The organism is Pseudoalteromonas sp. G4 (genome assembly GCF_028875915.1).
Classification (GTDB): domain Bacteria; phylum Pseudomonadota; class Gammaproteobacteria; order Enterobacterales; family Alteromonadaceae; genus Pseudoalteromonas.
In genome coordinates, this window is the sequence record NZ_JAPEHW010000003.1 from 162,298 (window position 1) to 182,993 (window position 20,696).

Consider the following 20,696-nt stretch of genomic DNA (forward strand, 5'->3'; position numbering starts at 1 on the left):
TGTATTTCAATAATTTGATAGCTTAATCATTTCGTCATACTAGTTTCATACACTTTGCAAAAAGTTAGTTTTTAGTATTTATGCGAATTTTATTTGTATCTCGAAATAGCAGCCATGCGAAATATTATCGAAAATTAGTTGCTAAGCTTAATCTAGACGCGCAGCTTCATGTAACAGGTTGGCCTCGCTTAGGGGCGCTGCAACACCTTAATCGTTTGCCAGATTTTGATAGCAAAGAAATGCTCGAGCATCATTTGTTACGTAAAAAAGCGCGTCATCCAAAGTTATTTTCATCAAACTTGGTTTGCCGTTTGTTCTGCGGCTACTTAAAAGCAATCGAAACGTTACGCTTTTTGAAATTTATCGATTTATTCCAAGCAGAGCAGCCAGATAAAGTTGTTGTTTGGAATGGCAAAAAACTACCAAACCAAACTGTGGTATGTGCTGCTGAATCTTTAAATATTCCAGTGATGTTTTTTGAAAATGGTTTAGTACCTAACACTACCTGCTTAGATCCGAAAGGCGTTAATTACTTATCAAGCTTGCCTAAATCGCCAAGCTTTTATTTAGAGCGAGAATTAACTGGCGTGGCTTTAGCCACAATAGAACAAGCAAAAAACCATAAAAAGCGCTTGGCAGACAATCCTACCGAAAGCTTGCCAGAAGAATATATTTTTGTGCCATTTCAAGTACCAAACGATACCCAAGTGGTGGTGCATTCTCCGTGGATTAAAACCATGGAGCAATTATTTGATGAAGTGATGAAAGCTGTTGATGCACTGCCTTACAGCAATTTGAACGTGGTGTTTAAAGAGCATCCTAATTGGCCAAAAAAATTCACCCATTTACATAACGCACATGTTAAAGCTGTATTTGCTAATAATGTAAAAGCAACCGAGCTAATTCAAAATGCCAAAGCTACCATTACCATAAACTCCACAGTTGGGCTTGAAACTTTACAACTTGGTGGAAAGGTTATCACCCTAGGAAAAGCCTGCTACGCTCTACCTGGCATGGTGTTAGCAGCAAGTTCAGCAGACCAACTTGTTGAGCAGCTTAGTGCTGTGATGGAGTGGCAGCCAAATACGCATCTTATTGAACGCTTTTTAGATTATGTAAACGGGGTTTACGCTATTCCACAAGCATGGCGACGAGCGGATAAACATCATATACAGGCTATTGAGAATAGGTTGTTAGGGTGTGATGAATTTTCAACACAAATCAACCGCTAGATGGTGATAAGTTGTTCTTAAAACACACCTAAATAATAGGCAAAAAATAGATTATTTGAGCTTTAATAGAATAAAAGGGCAATTTCATGCCCTTTTATATTTCAATTAGAAAACAAAATCGATACCCATGCTAATTGTTCTTGAATCACCATGATAGGCCCAACCAGTTGGTTCATGTCCTTGATCGACAAAGGTGTCGTACTGGATTTTAAACGCAACGTTAGAATAGAAGTCATACCTTAAACCATAGCTCAACATATAGTGTTCTTCTAAGTCTTGAGTTGGGACTTTGGAACGCTCATGATCCGCCTTGGAATATGAAATATAAGGCTGAAATTCATCAATGTTATAAACGACAGAGATTAAGTAAGTTGGGAACTCTGTTCCTACAGCATCATCATATTCCACATAGTTCATATCAAAAAGAATGGTAAAGTCACTCACATTAACTTGACCACCAAAGCCTATAAACTGCTGTGAGAAAGGTGTATAAGGGCTAATGCTGCCATCTTGTTGAATGGTTTCTCTGTCTCTATCATTTTGAAAGTATACAAAACGCAGATCAAAGAAATCACCTGACATATTCCAATTAAAGCCTGCGATATCGGTCCAGTACTCATTTACTGTCCGAGCATTACCACCATAGAGCTTATCGTAATACAGCATTTCGACATTATCGTCTGAATATTCGTTACCATAAAAAGCGGTTATCGTGTTTGAATACTCGCCTAGTTCAAAGCTATACATGGCATGAGCACCATCAAATTGGGTTACTTGCCACCAGTAAAGGTTTGAAGGTGGGCGCATCCAAGGATAGGCATACCCCACCTCAGCATATTCTGAGAAGTAGTACATTGGGATATTTCGACGCCCTGCCATAAAAGTCCAATCTTCATTGGCTTGGTAAGTAACGTAATACCAATCAAACTCTGGGTTAAAGTCATCTACACCTTTAGCAACCAATTGCGCGGTAACAGAAAGCTGACTATTAAATTTATAGGTGCCCTGCACAGCAAGGATTGACTCTGCTTTAAATGTGAGATCATTTGTGTACTGACCAACATCATAAAAATCAGCTGTGAGAATTTCATCCCGTTTTTGCCCTGGATTGAGTGGATCATCAACTGTACCAAGGGTTTTACCTGCGATAATTGAACCATAACCACTTATTTTTAGCTCTGCTTTAGCTGATTGAGAGAAAATAATAAGCAAAGCTGATGCGACTAGTGAAAGCTTTTTCATTTTATCTCTCCTCAAAATGTTGCTACGACTTTTACATCGCCAGTTACAGCACTTGCATCTAAATAGCCGATTGCATCTGGATTAGAGGCGATGCTTGATATAACGGCGGCGTTTGAGTCCATTTCCTGAGGGGGCGTTCCCTTACCTGTAAATAAAATCTTTGACCAATAAGCCTTTACTTGGCTACTCGATTTACCCAGTACTTTTGAATTAAATTCTTCTGTAGCGGGATCACTGTAGTTAGCACTAATTAAAATCGCGGAACGACCATTAGTATAACTTTTTGTTTTTCCTAAAAAGATTTTTTTGATTGTACCTTGATCAAAGGATGAATCATTGGTTGGATGAACAACAACCGCAACATCAGCGATCGCATGAGACATATTCATTAATGCCATTGTGGATACTACACAAACAACTTTCCACGTTTTCTTTGGAGAAGGTAATAACATAGTTAACCCTTATTATTGCTGCGCTAGGCGTTATACATAGTGCATAACGATATTGAAAAAGTAGTCCTGCTTGTGCTTATTATCAAGAAATACAGGATAATCTTGAGTGAAATATGCCCGCTACAAAGAGCTTTTTTAGTATTTATGGCTTAGGTAGCTTTACACCAGATTAATAAAAAAATCGACGTGTGATGTCTTTGGCCTGTAAATAGGGTTTACGTATTTACTCTTTCTTTAACTGGGCTTTTTGGCTTTCCATGTTATAGGTATTAGGATTTTCTTTTTAAATTCAACCGTTAGATGAGTTTATTTAATGTTCAATGCCGCTTGTCACAAAATTGTTGCTTCTTTGTTGTTCATTTGTAATTCTTTTTCAAAAGGGCAGGAAATAATTACAACAAGGATAAGCAATGAAACATCTTTTTGCGTTAACTTTGACAGCGCTGTCACCTTTATTTGCATATGCGCAATCTTCAGATGCTGAATTGATGCAACAATGGTTAGATTTAGAAAGTCAAAAGGGCAAACTTCAACTCAGCTGGCAGGCCAATGAGCAAGCACTAAAAAATCAATTTTCACTTTTAAAGCGAGAAAAACAAGCGCTTAATGCATTACTCAAAACAGCAAATGCAGCACGCAGTGAAGTAGATACAAAACGCTTAGCCTTAACTGAGCAACAACTTGCTTTTGAAAAAAATCAACAAACAGTCGATGCTGCATTAAAAAATGCGCACCTTTTCGTTAAACGTATTACTCCCCTACTTCCGCCACCGTTACAAAACGATTGGCAAACTAAAACAACCCAAATTGAACAAACAGAGCTGCCAAATAGCGAAAAATTAGAACGCTTACTGAGCATGTATAAAGCGGCTGATGAATTTAATCAACGAATTGCAATTCACAACACTAACATGCGTTTACCGTCAAGTGAGGGCGATTCTGAGCGTTTAGTTAATCAAATTTACTTAGGCCTTTCACAAGCTTGGTATATCAGTGATGATGGTGAGTTTTATGGTATAGGTCGCGTTGAGCAGTCTGGCTGGCAATGGCATCACGGTGCAGCTGCAAAACAGCTTATAGGTTCAAACAGCGAAGGGTTATCAACTGATTTGCTAGCTATCAAAGCAATGCTTGAGAAACCAACTAATGCATCATTTATAAAGGCGCCATTGGCAATTGCAAGTATTGATAAGGAGCGTCTGTAATGTTTCGTTTTGTGAGTTTACTGCTGTTGCTAATAAGCACAACGGCCTTTAGTGAGACAAATGTTAACCAACAACTGCTTGAGCGAATTGCTAAATCAAAGCAGCAGTTAATGTCTATTGAGAAGCAAATTAACCAACAATCGCTTTCGTATCAAAAACAAATAAACCAAGCTCTTAACGATGTTAAAGCGCTTCGTGAAAAAGCATCTGCTATACAACGTGTAGCTGATGAGCAAATTTTGAGTGTTGAACAACTTTCACAGCGCGTTGAAAAATGGCGTGCGCAAGACAATTATCAAAAGCTACTTTTACAAAGTTATTTCGAACAAAATGGCACCCCACTTGGCCAGTTTACAAACGCTCATGGTGAAGTGGTAATCAGTGAAAACGTTTTTAATACCTTACAAAACCAACTCGTCGATGCGCTTGTACCACGTTGGCAACCATCAAAAGTAGTGGATGAATCTGGTGAGATAGCACATTTTAATGTGCTTGAAATGGGTCCAATTTCGCTTGCTTACAACCAAGAACGAGCGCTAGGCGGCCTTGTTGAACAGCATATCAATCAAGCAATCCCAAGTTTAGTCAAGGGGGTTTACAGGGAGAGTGAGGTTGCCCAATTAGCGCAGCTTAACCAAACAGGACTTGGCACTGTGATGTTTGACCCAACTCTTGGCAATGCGTCAAAGCTGCAAAATAAACAACAAGGTATCATTGAACACATTAAAAAAGGCGGCGTTTGGGCCTTACCTATTTTATTTTTTGGCGCGTTATCATTTGTAGTAGCAATAATTAAAGCAATACAGCTGTTAAAGCTACCAAGCGTTAAATCAGATCTTACTGCACGTTTATCAAGCGCTGACGAACTGCGCGGTGCGGAACACCAGCTGGTTGAAATTGCAAAAAATTACCCTGTTTCAAGCCAACGTGACGACCAGCTAGTGGCGTTTTTAATGAAGTACCGTTATCAAGTCGAGAATTACCTAGGTGTTGTAGCCACTTCGGCAGCGATTGCGCCATTACTTGGTCTACTGGGAACGGTATCGGGCATGATCAACACCTTTATGATGATGAACACTTTTGGCACAGGTGATGCGGCAACGGTATCAGGCGGTATCTCAGAGGCATTGGTAACCACAGAGTTAGGTTTAATTGTTGCGATTCCGTCGCTGATTTTAAGTGCATTACTCAGTCGAAAAGCAAAAAGCCATAATGCGAAACTTGAAGCAAATGCGATTCAGCTCAGCAAATATGAGTTTTAAAGTATGGATTTTTCGATTTATTTAAAACTTTTTAGTAACGCTGTGGTGTGGGCGCTTTTGGCAGTTGCCATCTTTAGTTATGGCAAGCTGTTGTCGCTGTTGTTCTTTATTAAGCCCTGTCAAGCATGGTTAATGCGCTGTAATTATTGGATTGCAGCACTAAAAACCTTACTTGCTGCTCTACCCTTGCTGGGACTACTTGGCACCATTAGTGGACTATTGAGTACCTTCAACTTTATGTCATTGAATAATGGGCTCGATATGCAAGAAATGGTAAGTGGTGGTATTGCAAGTGCAATGTACACAACACAACTAGGGCTGGTATTTGTTGTGCCAGGCTTACTGCTTCATACCTTATTGAAAAGCAAAGTAGCAACTTGGCAGGTGGAGGCTGTATGCGTTCGTTAATAGAGCAAAAAATAGAAGACAGTAAATGCCAAGAGATAGACTTAGCACCATTATTAGATGTGGTGTTTATTCTGCTTATCTTTTTTATTGTCACCACAGTGTTTGTCAAAGAAACCGGTGTGGAAGTTGATAAACCCAGCGCCGTTTCTAGCCAACAATTACAAAAGTCGGTGCTTATGCTCGCCATTACTGATGGCGGGCAAGTGATGTATGCCGGTACAAATATCGGGGTGGCAGGCGTCAGAGCCACGTTAATGCAAGCGAGTAGGACTAAACCGCGGCCATTAGTCATTCAAGCGGATAAACGCGTGCCAACAGAATTACTGGTTAAAGTGATTGATCAGGCAAAGCTTGCTGGGGTTGAAAACATCAGTTTAGCTACACAGGTGAAATGATGACGATGGTAAGTCAGCCTCAACTAACCACACAATCACTACTTTGCACAATAGCCCCATGGAGTATTAGCTTATTTTTGGTCGTTGGGCTTGTTAGTCTATTGCATTGGTTAAAACAAACACCGGAGCTTCCCGAGGCGACGCTCGCAGTGCGAAAATTGGATGTTGCATTGCCTGCGCCGCCGCCCCCGCCACCTCCGCCAATGAAAAGCACTTCGCAAAGTAGTGAAGCATCTCAAACCAGTTTAAACATTGCGGGCTTAGGTGATGGACCACAGGTAAATTACGCAGACAAACCGAAAATGACATTGCCTAAAGTGCAGTCGTTGGCACTGCCAGAATTCACTATGGACGCCAAAATGATACAGCAGCGTCTAGCGCTTGATATGCCGCTGATGGCAGTAGAGAAACTTGATCAGGTACCACAGGTTGTGAAGCAAAAGTACTTTCCTCCGCCGTTATCTATTCGGCGCAAAGGCATTAAGCGAGTTTCAACAGAAGTTGAGTTGATAATCGATCAAACTGGTAAGCCTTATATTAAGCGTATCACCGATCCCGTTTACCCAGAAATGGTCGAAGTGATCCGCAATTGGGTAGAGCATGCACGTTTTAGTATTCCAAAAAAAGATGGCAAACCTGTGCAAGCAATTTATTTATATGGCATTCATTTTAATTACGGCAGATAAACAATGAATAAACTAACTCCCTTATTTTTTGCTTCGTGCGCTTTTATTGCTGTGAACAGCTTGCCTAGTAAAGCAAGTAATTTAACCAGCAAATTTAAAATTGAAGTAGAACAACCAACATTTGTACTGCCACAATTTTCAGGACCTTACAGCGAAAAAGAAGCCAATATTGCGCCTGAAGAACTTGAAACAGCCGAGCGTCTGCGCGGGTTATTAGAAAGCGGTGATAAGCAAGCAGTATTAAAAGAGCTGGAAGCGTTTTACGATATCGAACTGAGTGTTGCCATGCTGATGTTAAAAGCACAGCTGTATTTCGCCTTAGAAGATTATGAAAAGGCAGAAAAAACATACCTTGCTTCACTTGCAAGAAGTCCGCATTTAGTTAGAGCACACAGTGACCTAGGGCAGCTTTACTTAATCAAAGACGATCAACACAAGGCGCGAGAATATTTTGCCAAAGCCATAGCTCTGGGTGCCAATGATGCGGTGGTTTATGGTCAGCTGGCGTATTTAAACTTAACGCTGCACGGCCCTTATTCAGCGATAAATGCCTATCAACAAGCTTTGGCAATAGAGCCTGAACAAGCGCAGTGGCAGCAAGGGTTATTTGTTGCGCTCACGCAAGCAAAAATGTATCAAGCAGCGGCAGCCCTGTTAAGTGAGCTTATTGCAAAGTCGCCGAATGACAGCAAATTAAGGCTTAATCAGGCGATTTTATCGCTTGAACAAAACGACTCTCGCGCTGCACTGGCATCGCTAGAAATGGCCATTTTACTTGGTGATAAGCGTGAAACTAATCTAAAAACCGCAGCACAATTGCATTTACAGCAAGACAGTTTTGAGCGCGCGGTAGAGCTCATTAATACGCATTTATCGCAATACGACTTGGATTTAACCAGTCTAAATACTTACCTTACTTGGTTATCACAACGTGGTCTTTGGCAGCAAAGTAAAACCATTTTGGCATCTCTTGAAAATAAGCTCTCAACCTTTGATGGGCAAACCAAAAGCGTAATTTATTTGCATAAAGCCTTATTGAATAGTGAAACAGCAAACCTCAACGCAGCTGACAGCGCATTTAAATTGGCGCTGGATGCCAACCCAAATCATGGACAGGCATTAGTTGCCTATGCCGATTTTTTAATTGATAGAAAGTCATTCACCCAAGCAGAAACCCTATATTTACGTGCAGAAGCGCTAAGCGACTGGCAAAAACAAGCAATGTTAAGTCGCGCTCAGTTGTATGTAGATATTCAAAAATACGATGCGGCACTGACCGTTTTAAAAAGTGTGACAAGTCGTTTCCCTGAAACACGTGGTATTTCAGAGCAAATAGCCTTGCTTGAAAATATTATTGTGACAAAAAAACAACAAGCAGAAATTTAAGGAAGAACTATGAAAACTAAAATGTGTTTATTTATCGCAGCTATTTCTTTAGCAGGCTGTCAGTCAACACCATCAGACGATGAGTTTGTTTGCAGTACTCAAACTGATTGGCAACAGTTAGGATTGACGACTGCGCAAAAAGGAAAAAGTGTGCGCGCTTTTGATCGTTACAAAGCACAGTGTGGCGAAGCGTTACCGCCAAATGCACAAGATCTATACCTGGATGGCTTTACTGCGGGTATTAAAGAGTATTGTACTTATGAAAATGGCTTTGAATTAGCACAAAAAGATATTGAAAATCCAAATGTGTGTCCGTTTGAAATCCGTGCCGAGTTTGATAAAGGCTACAAAATTGGCTATCTCGATCGCCGTGAAAAGAAAGAAAATGCCGACTATGCTGAGCGCGAATTGGAAAGAAGAGCACTACAAAACCGAAATGGACAGTCTTCTACAGGGCAATAGGATAAGAGCTTATTATGAATAAACACCTTGTTTTAATATTGGGTATTGCAACTTTAGTGGGTTGCAATACCATCACAAGCCAAGTTGAATGCGATAACGCAATAGATTGGTTGTCGCTTGGAAGTGAAGTGGCCCTTGCTGGTAAATCGGTGCGTGATTTTGATAAATACAAAGCAAGCTGCGGTGATAGTTTACCGGGCAATGCACAAGCATTGTACTTGGATGGTTATACGGCAGGTATCAAACAATACTGTAGTTATGAAAATGGCTTTAAACTCGGTGAAAAAGGCATTCCTGATCCGCAAATATGCCCATTAGAAATTCGTGCAGAGTTTGATAAGGGTTTTCGAATCGGCGCGTTAGAGCGAAGAGAAAAGCAGCAAAATAGAGAATTAGCAGAGCGTGAAAAAGACCGAGCGCTTATTTCATCAGACTCTGCTATGTCATCGGTTGGTGGCTAAAAACGCTTCATTTAGGTTAAACGCTACTAGCGATGGCAGCGTTTAATCTCTTCAACAAGCGCTTTGGCAAGCGGCGATACTGAGCTCATTTTTTTGGTGATTAACATCACGGGAATTTGATAGTGGTATTTCTCTGGGTGAATTGCTTTAAACACCCCTTTATCAACCCAGTAATTTGCATAGTGCTCTGGTAAATAGCCAATAAAGGCACCCGATAATATCAAATGTGCAATGCCTTCATCATGATAGGCGGTCGCACTATTTTGGTAATTAAGACCATCGTTGCGCACTTCTTTATCGCGCATATAGTTTGAGGTAATCACCTCGGCTTGTTTAAGTAACTTATTGCGCTCATTCGATTTACAATCAAAAAGTGCATGCCCTTTGGCGCAGTATAAATAGTTGGTTTCGTTATGCAGTGGGAAGTAATCTAAACCACGCAAGTGATGGCGACTTACGCCCAGCCCCACTAGCGAGCGACCATTTACCACAGAAGTTTCTACTTCCCGCGCCTCACACACATTGATATCAAATTGAATATTATCGCTTTTTTGTTTTAGCTCGCGAATTACCTCACTTATGCCACAGCGCGGATCGCTCACCATGGTATCAATCACTGAAATTGTTACGCGGCCTGATAGCTCATTTTTAGAGCCTGCAACTGTGGTGGCAAACGCTTCGCACTGCTGTAATAACTCAAGGCTTGCCTGATAGGTAATACGGCCAGGCTCGGTCAGTTCAAAACCGCTGCGCCCGCGTTTACATAATTTGATGCCAAGGCGCACTTCTAAATCCGATAAATGTGAACTAATGGTCGAACGGCCAATATTCAGTCGAGATTCTGCGGCAGAGAGCCCGCCACATTCCACAATTGCAACAAATATGCGCAATAGGCGCAGATCGACGTCATGAATTTGCATCTTTTTCAGCCTTAATTGTTAGTTCGATAATATCGGAATAAGCATCGATAATTATGCATTTATAAAACTTGGGTCGCAAGCTAACATTACTTCATTGATTAATCATCACAGTTAGATGACTAAAACGTTAGGAGACAACAATGACGTTTAAATACGGCGTAGATCGCCTGAATATTGATATTGTAAATGGCATTGCCGATGGCAGTGTTAAAGCAGAGCTTAGCCAAGAAGCGATTGATAAAATTAATACTAGCCGTCAACGCGTTGACAAAATGGCGGCATCAGACAAAGCGGTTTATGGCATTAACACCGGCTTTGGTCCATTGTGTGATACGCAAATCACTCCAGCAGAAACAAACCTATTACAAAAAAATCTGCTGATCACCCACGCAGTGGGTGTTGGTAATCCAATTGCTAAATCGATTTCTAAACTAATGCTTATCACCAAAGTACACGCGTTAAGCCAAGGTTTCTCAGGTATTCGCCTTGAAACCGTTGAGCGTATGCTGAAGTTTATTGAGCTTGATTTAATTCCAGTCGTACCGGAGCAAGGCTCGGTGGGTGCATCGGGCGATTTAGCGCCATTATCGCACTTATTCTTACCACTTTTAGGTGAAGGTGAGTTTTGGGTTGGTGATGACATAGTACCTGCGGCAAAAGCGCTAGCTGATAATGGGTTAGAGCCAATGGATCTGCATGCTAAAGAAGGTTTAGCCTTAATTAACGGTACACAGTTTATTTTATCCCATGGTATTACTGGCCTAACTAAGATGCGTTACTTGCTTGATCTTGCTGATGTGGCAGGTGCAATGAGCATTGAAGGTATGCAAGGTAGCCAATCACCATTTAGAGAAGAGTTACATGCAATTCGTGCCTTTGCTGGCAATGTTGAAGTCGCAACACGCATGCGTCGTCTATTTAAAGATTCGCAAAATATGGCAGACCACACTGACTGCGACCGCGTACAAGATCCTTATTCATTGCGTTGTATTCCGCAGGTGCACGGTGCATCACGCAACGCTTACAACCACTTAAAAGAACTTGTTGAAATTGAAATGAACTCGGTTACGGATAACCCAATTGTGATCAGTGAAGAAGAAGCAATTTCGGGCGGTAGTTTCCACGGTCAACCGCTGGCAATGGCACTTGATTATGCGTCAATTGCTGCAGCTGAACTGGGCAATATTTCTGATCGTCGCTGTTATTTGTTGCTTGAAGGTTTACACGGTTTACCGCGCCTACTCACTACATCTGGCGGCCTAAACTCTGGCATGATGATCCCGCAGTACACCACAGCGGCACTTGTTACCGAGAACAAATCACTGTGTTTCCCACCGTCAGCTGACAGTGTTCCAACCTCTATGGGTCAGGAAGATCACGTGTCTATGGGCAGTATTTCGGGTCGTAAACTAAACCAAATTCTTGGTAATCTTGAGAAAATCTTCGCAATTGAGCTAATGTACGCAGCGCAAGCCGTTGACTTTAGACGCCCTAATACTTGTTCAGATATTATTGAACAAAATCATGCGCTGATCCGTACTAAGGTTGCGAAATTAGAAGAAGACCGACTATTAAAGCCTGATATTGATGCCATGGTTGAGTTTGTAACATCTCAGGCATTCACTGTTACGCTGAACTAAGGATAACTGACATGAACTTACAAGAATTTCAAAAAAGCATAAAACAGGGTATCCCAAGCGAGCTGCCAGCACCTAAAGCATATCCTGCAGGCGCTAACCGCGCACCAAAGCGTAAAGATATTTTATCAATAGAAGAAAAACAGCTCGCGGTGCGCAATGCGCTACGTTATTTCCCGAAAGAGTGGCATGCGGAGCTCGCTGTTGAGTTTGCACAAGAGCTTAAAGATTTTGGCCGTATTTATATGTACCGCTTTAAGCCTAACTATGAGCTAAAAGCACGTTCAATCTCTGATTATCCTGCAAAATGCGAACAAGCTGCGGCGATCATGTTAATGATCGATAATAACCTTGATCCAGCAGTAGCACAGCACCCAGAAGAGCTAATTACTTACGGTGGTAACGGTGCGGTATTCCAAAATTGGGCGCAGTACTTACTTGCCATGAAGTACCTAAGCGAAATGGAAGAAGACCAAACGCTACATATGTATTCAGGCCACCCTATGGGTTTATTCCCATCATCGAAAGATGCGCCGCGTGTGGTTGTAACAAACGGTATGATGATCCCGAATTACTCAAAGCCGGATGACTGGGAAAAATTCAATGCGCTAGGTGTAACGCAATACGGCCAAATGACGGCAGGCTCTTTTATGTACATTGGCCCGCAAGGTATCGTTCACGGCACAACTATTACGGTGATGAATGCATTCCGTAAAGTACTTAACAAAGGCGAATCACCAAAAGGTAAGATTTTCTTAACAGCTGGTCTTGGCGGTATGAGTGGTGCACAGCCAAAAGCGGGTAACATTGCTAACTGTATTACTGTATGTGCTGAGGTGAACCCGAAAGCGGCGATTAAGCGTCACCAACAAGGTTGGGTGGATGAGCTTATTGATAACATGCCAGACCTAGTTGCTCGTGTGCGTAAAGCGCAAGAAAACGAAGAAGTAGTGTCGATTGCGTTTATTGGTAACGTTGTTGATGTTTGGGAAAGCTTCTTAGCTGAAGATATTTTTATTCATTTAGGTTCTGACCAAACGTCGCTTCATAACCCTTGGTCAGGCGGTTACTACCCAGTTGATATCAGCTATGAAGAATCAAATCGCTTAATTCGTGAAGAACCAGAAGTATTTAAAGAAAAAGTACAAGCCACGCTTAAACGTCATGCAGATGCTGTGAACAAGCATACAGCAAAAGGTACCTACTTCTTTGACTATGGAAATGCATTTTTACTTGAAGCATCGCGCGCAGGTGGCGATGTAATGGCTGAAAACGGCATCGACTTTAAATATCCGTCATACGTGCAAGATATTCTTGGCCCAATGTGTTTTGACTACGGTTTTGGCCCGTTCCGCTGGGTGTGTACTTCTGGTAATCCTGAAGATTTAGATAAAACCGATGCAATTGCGGCAAAAGTGCTTGAAGAGATCATGGCGAACTCGCCTGAGGAAATTCAGCAGCAGATGCAAGACAACATCACTTGGATCAAAGACGCGAAACAGAACAAGCTAGTGGTTGGTTCACAAGCGCGTATTCTCTACGCTGATTCTGAAGGTCGTATTAAGATTGCAAATGCCTTTAACGATGCCATTGCACGCGGTGAAATAGGCCCGGTGGTTCTTGGTCGTGATCATCACGATGTATCAGGCACAGATTCACCATTCCGTGAAACATCAAACATTTATGATGGTAGCCGTTTTACTGCTGATATGGCTATTCACAACGTGATTGGTGATGGTTTCCGCGGTGCAACTTGGGTGTCTATCCACAATGGCGGTGGCGTTGGCTGGGGCGAAGTGATCAACGGCGGTTTCGGTATGTTACTTGACGGTAGTATTGATGCCGAGCGTCGTCTTAAGTCTATGCTACTGTTCGATGTAAACAATGGTATTGCACGTCGCAGCTGGGCACGTAATGAAGAAGCAAACTTTGCAATTAAACGTGAAATGGAGCGCACTCCTAAACTTAAAGTAACGCTTTCACAGAATGTAGAAGACGATATTTTAAATAAACTCGCGTTTTAAAATTATTTAAACATCTAGCAAAAAGGCCATTCTAAATGGCCTTTTTTTTGCTTAATCGGATGTTAAGTTAATTTGCTAATTTAAACTAAACTTCAAAGCGGTTTTTACCTGCGCGCTTAGCTTGATACATTTTTTCATCGGCAGTACGAATAAGTGCCTCTAATGTATCGCCGCTATCAGGGTAATAAGCAATACCTAAGCTAGCACTGATATTTACTTTGTTACCCTGCCCGACTGCATCTCTAATTTGATAGTCTTTCGCGATTTCGGTGATGGCTTTTTCAGCGAGCCTAACCGCGTCTTGTTTGTTTGCAAGATTTGGCAGGCAAATTAAAAACTCATCGCCACCTAAGCGCCCTACTGTGTCTGATTCTCTAAATGTGCTTTTAAGTCTATTTGCTACTTGCTTAAGTAATTCATCACCACTACTGTGCCCATAGCTATCATTTACCTGCTTAAAACCATCTAAATCGATAAACATCACAGCCAATAGTGATTCATTGCGTTTTGCTTGTTTTAGCGCGCTTGCTAGGCGCTCTTTAGTGAGCCATACCGAAGGTAATTTAGTTAGAGGATCGAAGTGCGCAATTTTCTTAAGCTCGTTTTTGGTGTGTTTAAGCTCTTCAATAGTGTCGTGAAGCTCGGTAATGTCATATTCAGTAACAAGAAACACATAATCGCCAGTTAAGGGATGGCGACTAATGCGAATATCAACGTTATGTCGTTTTTCACCAAGCTTGGTAAGCATTATGTGCTCTTGGCAACCTGCTTTGTGCTGCTGAGAGTCAATTAAGCGTTCTTTACCTTCAATCGGATTGGCAAAACGCAGCTCAAAGTCACTGATAGTGTCTTGTTTTATTGTTGAATACCACTGCGTAAACGCGGGGTTTTCGAACAGCCGCTTACCTTGCATATCGTAACAACTCACTGCAACAGTGGTGTAACGCATCGCTTCGGCAAAAAGCAGGTTTTCTGGTTGGCTGTTGGCATCCATTTGTTCGCTAATAAAGGCAATAATGCCGCGGTGCTTTTCTGGGCCCAGTAACACAGCTACATGACGCATTAACATCACCTTTGGCTCACCATTAGGGTAAGTGGTCCAAGGGTCGTTAGTTAAGCCCTCTTGAGCGGCTTTTACAAAGGTTTGTTCGGTGCGCTTGCGTGCGCCTTCGGTATCAGCAGATAAGTCTTTATCGATAAGTTGTTGCACATTGCTTAGTCCCCAAAAGTTAAGGGCATGATGATTGCCCCACCAAAATCCATGACGGTCTAAGTCAAATACCCAAATAATATCGGGTGAAAAGTTAAATCCACCCAGTTCCTGTGGTGATGTAATTATTGGTAAGTGATCGACAGCGACATCTTGATACACAAAAAGACTCTAGCATTTAGTTGTTTAGAATATATTACTTAATTTGATGGTGGTTGCCAGTAGATTATGGTGGCAATTAATGCATTTTTTTAATCAATAGGCGCATGTAACTCCCCCACTTTGCTGCGCAATTATTCTGATGAACAGGTATGAATAATGGTGTTTTGGCAAAGACGCAGTGCCTTGTTTCAGTTACACTATCAATTATAACAATTTACCAAAGACACAATGACCAATCCCAACTTACCCCTTGTTTACCATTCTAATTATTCATTTAGTTTTGACGAAAAACACCGCTTTGTAATGAGTAAATTTGCACGTCTTTATCAATATTTAGATAGCAATGGGTATATCAATCAGCGCAACTTATATCAGCCGCCTGTTGGGGATTTTAAACCTATGGAATTAGTGCATTGTGAAAGTTATGTATATGATCTCTTTCATAACCAACTTGATAGCAAGGCGATGCGACGCATAGGTTTGCCATGGTCAGAACAATTAATGGCACGCACCTTTACCGCACCGTTAGGTACGCATTTGGCGGCTGAACTTGCGCTTGAACACGGTATCGCCTGTCATTTAGCTGGGGGCACGCATCATGCTCATTATGATTTTGGTTCAGGCTATTGCATGGTAAATGATTTGGCCTACACAACAACACGGCTAATTAATGAAGGTAAAGCGCGAAACGTACTCATCTTTGATTGCGATGTGCACCAAGGCGATGGCACTGCGGCTATGCTTGCCCATAACCCTTATGTGTTTACCTGTTCAATCCACTGCGAAAAGAACTTTCCTTTTCGAAAACAACACAGCGACTTAGATATTGGCTTAGAGATAGGGTTAACTGATCCTGATTATTTAAATATCGTATCAACTACTTTAAATGACTTAATTGAGCAGCTAAACCCCTCGCTTGTTCTTTACGATGCCGGTGTTGATATTTGGCAACAAGATACCTTAGGTAAACTTGATATTAGTTGGCAAGGTATCGCGGCCCGTGATTATGCTGTGCTTGAGATTTGCCAGCGTAAAGGCGTACCAGTAGCCACTGTGATTGGTGGTGGGTACGATAAAGATCATCAGCGATTAGCAGAGCGTCATGCATTAGTGGTTGAGCAAGCTGCTCGCTTCTAAAAGTGACCTCAATTAAGTCGGAATTTTTAATTTTGGTTTCGAGATTTTATGCAACACACCCTTTCCCCTAATAAACTCTTACACAGTAAATGGACGGCTGTGTCACCGCAAAATAAAGAAAAGCATTTTATGGTAACGAGTGTTGAATTTGATGAAGAAAATAACGTGGTTGAATGTATTATTGAAGCGGTTTTAACCAAACGCGAGCAAAGCATAAACTGGCGCAGCCTGAAAGATAGCAAAGTGTGGAAAATGGGTTGGCAATAGGTTTTTCAGTCACAAAAAAGCCTGTAACTGAGTTACAGGCTTTTGATTAAAACAGTCTTACTTCGTTTTCTTTACTTGCTCTAGCAAGGTCACAGTAACGACAGCGCGACGATTTAGCTTGTGTGCCTCTTCGGTATTTTCTAGGCTGAAAAGTTCATTTTCACCTTTACCTGTTACCGAAATATTTGCTGCATTTACACCATGATTATTAACCAAAATCGCCTTAACTGCTTCTGCACGCTTAAGTGATAACTTTTGGTTATAGTCGCTGTCACCGAGAGTCGATGTGTGACCGCTAATTTTTGCTTTCACATCGCCACTTTTTAAGTACTCGGCAAATGCTTTAATATCAGCAAAATAGTTAGGGGCAACTTCAAATTCATCATTGTTGAATAAGATTACTAAACGCTCAATAATTTCATGTTCTTCAATTAGAGTACAGCCTTTGCTATCAACAACTTCATTACTTGGTGTGTTTAAACAATCATCTTGACCATCTGCAACACCATCTTGATCACTATCGAGAGGTGCAGGTGCTGCTTCAAGTTGTTTGCTAGGGGTATTGTTGTTTGCAAACGTGTATGAAACACCTAGTTTTACCGCAGAATCTGTGTAGTCATTGCTTTCAAGCGACTTAAGTAAAAGCGCTTCAGTATTCACAGTCCAGTTATCAGCCACTTCAAGATAGCCGCCTAAACCAACATTTGCTGCGCTAAACGAGTCATATACATCGATTTGTTTTATACCGCCAACTAAGTAAAAACCTGATGTGCCTAAGTGGTAAAGCGCATCAATACCAACACGATGACCTGATTTTTCGTTATCCGTTGATTCAATCGCAAGATCAAGTTTTGCAAGCTCTAGTCGAGCTGCAAAGCTTTCGTTAAAACGGTAACCAAAATCAACACCTAGACCGAGTGATTCACCCATTCGTTGCTGGTTGGTTTCTTCAGGATGCCAATGAGCAAAATAATAATCAGCAAAACCAGAAATATAAAAACCTAAATCTTTTTCTGATTGTTGTGCATGAAGAGTTGTTGCTGAGGCTGCTAGCGCAATAGCGGAGATTAATTTTGTTATCTTTCCTTTGAAAATCATTCTTTATTCCTAGTATAAAAGTGTGATTTCGCGGATTTTAACAGTGAATTATGACAATGCAAGATGCTAATCCATATAAAATTATTTTGAATTAGATGTTTAAAATATAAAGCTGCCTAGTTGTAAACCCCATTTACAGTTATTTAACTTGCTTGGCTCTTACTTGATTAATTCGTAATAACACTTCGGCGGCGGCTTTAGCGTCATCGAGGGCACGGTGATGATTTTTAAGTTCAATATCTAAGTCGGCGCAAAGTTTACCTAGTGAATACGATTTATAGCCGGGTAAATATTTACGCGCTTGTTGTACGGTGCAAATTTTAGCGCGCGTGTACTTTTTGTTTAATCGGGCAAACTCTTGGCGAATAAAGCCATAATCAAAATTAACATTATGGGCAACAAAAATAGCATTTTGACTAAATGTATCTAACTTTTCGGCAATATGTTTAAAAAGAGGAGCGCTTTTAACCATTTCATTACTAATACCTGTCAGTTCAGTAATCATTTTTGGAATATGGCGCTCAGGGTTTACTAGTGTTTGCCAAGTATCAGTAATAACGCCCTGCTCTATTTTTACCATACCGATTTCTGTAATGCGATGCTGCTCTTTTTTCCCACCTGTAGTCTCTATATCCACTACAACATAGCTTTGTTCGCTATTAAAACGCCACTCAGTGCGTTGGATTTTCACCTTAAAGCCTGCGTTAATAAGGTGTTTAATACTAATTAATTGATTGCGTCTTAAGCTATCGCCTGGTGCTTTTATTTCTTCAAAGTAGAGCTCACCATTATCAATTACCATTAAATCGGGATAGCCATCACACAATTCTTTGAAATTTTTGCACATATTCAGTAAATGGCTGTGTACAGTTTGAATCGGTGCATAATTTATAAACTCTATAAGTACCTCTAAAAGCTCTGGGTGCCAATAAAATAAGCCATTCGGCTCACCTGTGTAGGTGTCGATGGTGGCTGTTAGATATTCAATAAATGCATCTTTATTGTTTAAATGTGCAAGCTTTTCATTAATTTCCAATTCTAATGTGCAAAAGAAAGAATCTTCTTTGAGTATTTTAGGGAAATAGGAAAACTCATTAGCACGTTTTGAACTAGGATGTTGGTAAAGTTCATGCCAAAAAGTGAGCGCAAATAAAGAGCGCCATAACTTGTTTTCGGTAAAGTAACATTGCTTTTGTTGTTTGATATAACGTTCTTTTACGCCGCTTTCAACTTGCCCTAAATAGGCCTCATCAAGTGCGATTGGCTCGCCTGAATCGCGTAAAATATCGGTTAAAACACTGGTGCGCTTTTGGTTAAATTTTTGCGCATAAAAGTCCTCTGCAAAAAGTAATAACGCTTCACTGTCAGGATCATCCAAAATTTCAACTAAGAGCGCTTCACAAAGTGCTTTTCGCTCTGATTTATAAAGCAAACGTATATATCTTTCTTTTGCTGCTGGGTGATGCGATAGGCTTAATAATTGTTCAGCAAGTGCGCTGTTATCTGCTAGAAGTGCTATCGCTAATTTATATAAACCATGATGGTATTTCTGCGCTGCAGTAAAACCTATTGGTTGTTCAGCGTTTAAGAGCGTTTTGGCTTGAGATGTTAAAGCAGGAATATCAGATTTATCTGTTTGCTTTATGTCATTAAATAAATTGGCATGGAGAAATGCGCTTTTAGCTTCATCCATGTCAACAAAATTGGCTTGTTGCTGCTGTACACCTTGTGTTTGCATAACGCCTAAATCGCGCAGCGAAAATTGATTAAGTCTTCCTGATAAATGGCCAAAGTATAAAAACAGCAAATAGTTAAATGTGCTTTGTTTTGCAAAGTAAATATGGTTGGTGACAATAGGGTGTTTTTTTACTACATCGTAGCTCAGTGAACCATTTTGGTTGTTTAAAACAAAGTTTAGCCATTTGCTTTTATTGGCACTTTTAACGGGTTTATCGAACTCTAAACTAGCGCTTAATTCGATAAGGTCTTGTTTATTTAACTGTGAAACAAAATCAGAAAAAGTATGTTTGCTTATGCGCGCTACAAACCCCGACTTTCGAAGTTGGTTAATCGCAGTAGGTGCATCGTTGATTTCGCTGTAATGCAAAGTATCTTTACGGATAAACGCCGATTTACGATTTAGAATGCGCACTAAAATACACTTTGCATCTTCATTTAATGTCTCAAAGGTATTTAAAAAGTCTAACTCCGAGGCTGCCAATAAATGCGCTGAAGTGGTTTTAATAAACGCTACAAACTCAACAAAGTGAGACAAATAGTACTTTTCTGGCAACTCTTTCATTGGATTGGGGTCTTAACAACGCGATTACAATATTTTGCGCTGCAAAAGTCGACTAATCAATTGTTTTGCACGTATTAACATTTTCTAACCAATTAGCTTTTACTGATCCATCGAGGATTTGTTAGTTTACGTTTATTCACATTCAAGGAAGTAACATGAAAATAATAACAGCATTAATCGTTACTCTTGGCTTTGTTAGCACAGCAAGCTTAGCAAATAATAAAAGCACCTTATTTAACGAAGTACTTATTGATACTGAGTTGACCTTGTCACAGCCTGTTTACCCGCTTGATTTACTACCAAACCCAGGCAAAGAGCTGATGCTTATAGGTACCTTAAACGGACAACAGTACATTGATATTTATGGCGCATCAGAGTCTGCTTTGTATAACCGTATTAAAAGAGTAGAAGTACCTAAAAGCATGTTGGGCTTTGATGTTACACAATGGCAAAACGCGCAGCAGCAAGTGTATTTATTTTCTGCAAAGGCTATTTATCAATTACAACTGGAAAACGAGTTGCTAATTGAGCCTATTGTCGATATTCAAACTTACCTTAAAAAAGACACTGCGCAGCATTTATCAAAAATGGACTTTGTACATAACGTTAATAATGACCTCAAAGCAGACTTTTTAACGACAGACTTAAATGCGAGTTTTCTCTATTTATCAGGTGAGCTTGGCTACAACAAAGTGAATGTTGATTTACCTGCTCGGTTAGTAATTGAAGGACACAGTGCCGAAATAGA

The 20,696-nt window shown here is 40.7% G+C and carries 20 protein-coding genes; 14 read left to right on the forward strand and 6 right to left on the reverse strand.

Annotation, left to right across the window (positions count from 1 at the left end):
* The first annotated feature begins 80 nt into the window (after positions 1–80).
* Positions 81–1,232 carry a capsular polysaccharide export protein, LipB/KpsS family gene (locus tag ON073_RS02860; RefSeq protein ID WP_274760353.1) on the forward strand — a complete coding sequence of 384 codons (1,152 nt, stop codon included), beginning with the start codon at positions 81–83 and terminating at the stop codon, positions 1,230–1,232.
* A gap of 105 nt (positions 1,233–1,337) precedes the next feature.
* On the opposite strand, the gene ON073_RS02865 is transcribed toward ON073_RS02860, so the two are convergent.
* The gene (locus tag ON073_RS02865) at positions 1,338–2,474 is read right to left on the reverse strand and encodes a porin (protein ID WP_274760354.1); all 1,137 of its coding nucleotides are present in this window, start codon (positions 2,472–2,474) and stop codon (positions 1,338–1,340) included.
* A gap of 11 nt (positions 2,475–2,485) precedes the next feature.
* On the reverse strand, positions 2,486–2,926 hold the full coding sequence (locus ON073_RS02870; protein ID WP_274760355.1) for a phosphate ABC transporter substrate-binding protein: 441 nt from the start codon (positions 2,924–2,926) through the stop codon (positions 2,486–2,488).
* A 410-nt stretch (positions 2,927–3,336) separates the two neighbouring features.
* Between ON073_RS02870 and ON073_RS02875 the strand changes: the two genes are divergently transcribed.
* From ON073_RS02875 to ON073_RS02910, 8 genes are read left to right on the forward strand one after another with little or no spacing between them, the layout of a single operon-like run.
* Positions 3,337–4,131 carry a DUF3450 family protein gene (locus ON073_RS02875; RefSeq protein WP_274760356.1) on the forward strand — a complete coding sequence of 265 codons (795 nt, stop codon included), beginning with the start codon at positions 3,337–3,339 and terminating at the stop codon, positions 4,129–4,131.
* Complete coding sequence (locus ON073_RS02880) at positions 4,131–5,393, forward strand: MotA/TolQ/ExbB proton channel family protein (RefSeq protein WP_274760357.1); 1,263 nt, start codon at positions 4,131–4,133, stop codon at positions 5,391–5,393. The genes ON073_RS02875 and ON073_RS02880 overlap by 1 nt, the downstream gene beginning before the upstream one ends.
* A gap of 3 nt (positions 5,394–5,396) precedes the next feature.
* On the forward strand, positions 5,397–5,801 hold the full coding sequence (locus tag ON073_RS02885) for a MotA/TolQ/ExbB proton channel family protein (RefSeq protein ID WP_040134774.1): 405 nt from the start codon (positions 5,397–5,399) through the stop codon (positions 5,799–5,801).
* Positions 5,789–6,196 (forward strand): ExbD/TolR family protein, encoded by a 408-nt coding sequence (locus ON073_RS02890; RefSeq protein ID WP_274760358.1) that lies wholly within the window; start codon positions 5,789–5,791, stop codon positions 6,194–6,196. Before ON073_RS02885 ends, ON073_RS02890 begins: the two co-directional genes overlap by 13 nt.
* The gene (locus ON073_RS02895) at positions 6,193–6,882 is read left to right on the forward strand and encodes a hypothetical protein (RefSeq protein ID WP_274760359.1); all 690 of its coding nucleotides are present in this window, start codon (positions 6,193–6,195) and stop codon (positions 6,880–6,882) included. The genes ON073_RS02890 and ON073_RS02895 overlap by 4 nt, the downstream gene beginning before the upstream one ends.
* A 3-nt stretch (positions 6,883–6,885) precedes the next feature.
* Positions 6,886–8,268: a tetratricopeptide repeat protein gene (locus tag ON073_RS02900; protein ID WP_274760360.1), complete on the forward strand. Its 1,383-nt coding sequence runs from the start codon at positions 6,886–6,888 to the stop codon at positions 8,266–8,268.
* Positions 8,269–8,277: 9 nt separating this feature from the next.
* Positions 8,278–8,730, forward strand: a complete 453-nt coding sequence (locus ON073_RS02905; RefSeq protein WP_274760361.1) for a DUF2799 domain-containing protein — start codon at positions 8,278–8,280, stop codon at positions 8,728–8,730.
* 14 nt (positions 8,731–8,744) lie between these two features.
* On the forward strand, positions 8,745–9,191 hold the full coding sequence (locus tag ON073_RS02910) for a DUF2799 domain-containing protein (RefSeq protein ID WP_274760362.1): 447 nt from the start codon (positions 8,745–8,747) through the stop codon (positions 9,189–9,191).
* A 26-nt stretch (positions 9,192–9,217) separates the two neighbouring features.
* Here ON073_RS02910 and ON073_RS02915 read toward each other — a convergent pair whose 3' ends face one another.
* Entirely contained in the window at positions 9,218–10,111 is an 894-nt protein-coding gene (locus ON073_RS02915; RefSeq protein ID WP_274760363.1) for a LysR family transcriptional regulator, read from the reverse strand.
* Between the two features lie 140 nt (positions 10,112–10,251).
* On the opposite strand from ON073_RS02915, the gene hutH reads away from it, so the two are divergent.
* Positions 10,252–11,751: a histidine ammonia-lyase gene (hutH, locus tag ON073_RS02920; protein WP_105172292.1), complete on the forward strand. Its 1,500-nt coding sequence runs from the start codon at positions 10,252–10,254 to the stop codon at positions 11,749–11,751.
* 11 nt (positions 11,752–11,762) lie between these two features.
* The gene (locus ON073_RS02925) at positions 11,763–13,772 is read left to right on the forward strand and encodes a urocanate hydratase (protein ID WP_274760364.1); all 2,010 of its coding nucleotides are present in this window, start codon (positions 11,763–11,765) and stop codon (positions 13,770–13,772) included.
* A gap of 85 nt (positions 13,773–13,857) precedes the next feature.
* On the opposite strand, the gene ON073_RS02930 is transcribed toward ON073_RS02925, so the two are convergent.
* Entirely contained in the window at positions 13,858–15,144 is a 1,287-nt protein-coding gene (locus ON073_RS02930; protein WP_274760365.1) for a GGDEF domain-containing protein, read from the reverse strand.
* A gap of 228 nt (positions 15,145–15,372) precedes the next feature.
* On the opposite strand from ON073_RS02930, the gene ON073_RS02935 reads away from it, so the two are divergent.
* Positions 15,373–16,281, forward strand: a complete 909-nt coding sequence (locus ON073_RS02935; protein ID WP_274760366.1) for a histone deacetylase family protein — start codon at positions 15,373–15,375, stop codon at positions 16,279–16,281.
* 48 nt (positions 16,282–16,329) lie between these two features.
* Entirely contained in the window at positions 16,330–16,548 is a 219-nt protein-coding gene (locus ON073_RS02940; RefSeq protein ID WP_274760367.1) for a TIGR02450 family Trp-rich protein, read from the forward strand.
* 57 nt (positions 16,549–16,605) lie between these two features.
* Here ON073_RS02940 and ON073_RS02945 read toward each other — a convergent pair whose 3' ends face one another.
* Together ON073_RS02945 and ON073_RS02950 are read right to left on the reverse strand one after the other, a co-directional pair.
* Positions 16,606–17,646 carry an OmpA family protein gene (locus ON073_RS02945; protein ID WP_274760368.1) on the reverse strand — a complete coding sequence of 347 codons (1,041 nt, stop codon included), beginning with the start codon at positions 17,644–17,646 and terminating at the stop codon, positions 16,606–16,608.
* A 139-nt stretch (positions 17,647–17,785) separates the two neighbouring features.
* Positions 17,786–19,948, reverse strand: coding sequence for an exonuclease domain-containing protein (locus ON073_RS02950; protein ID WP_274760369.1), 2,163 nt, complete (start codon positions 19,946–19,948; stop codon positions 17,786–17,788).
* A 155-nt stretch (positions 19,949–20,103) separates the two neighbouring features.
* Between ON073_RS02950 and ON073_RS02955 the strand changes: the two genes are divergently transcribed.
* On the forward strand, positions 20,104–20,696 hold a 593-nt coding region (locus tag ON073_RS02955; protein ID WP_274760370.1), incomplete at its 3' end, for a hypothetical protein.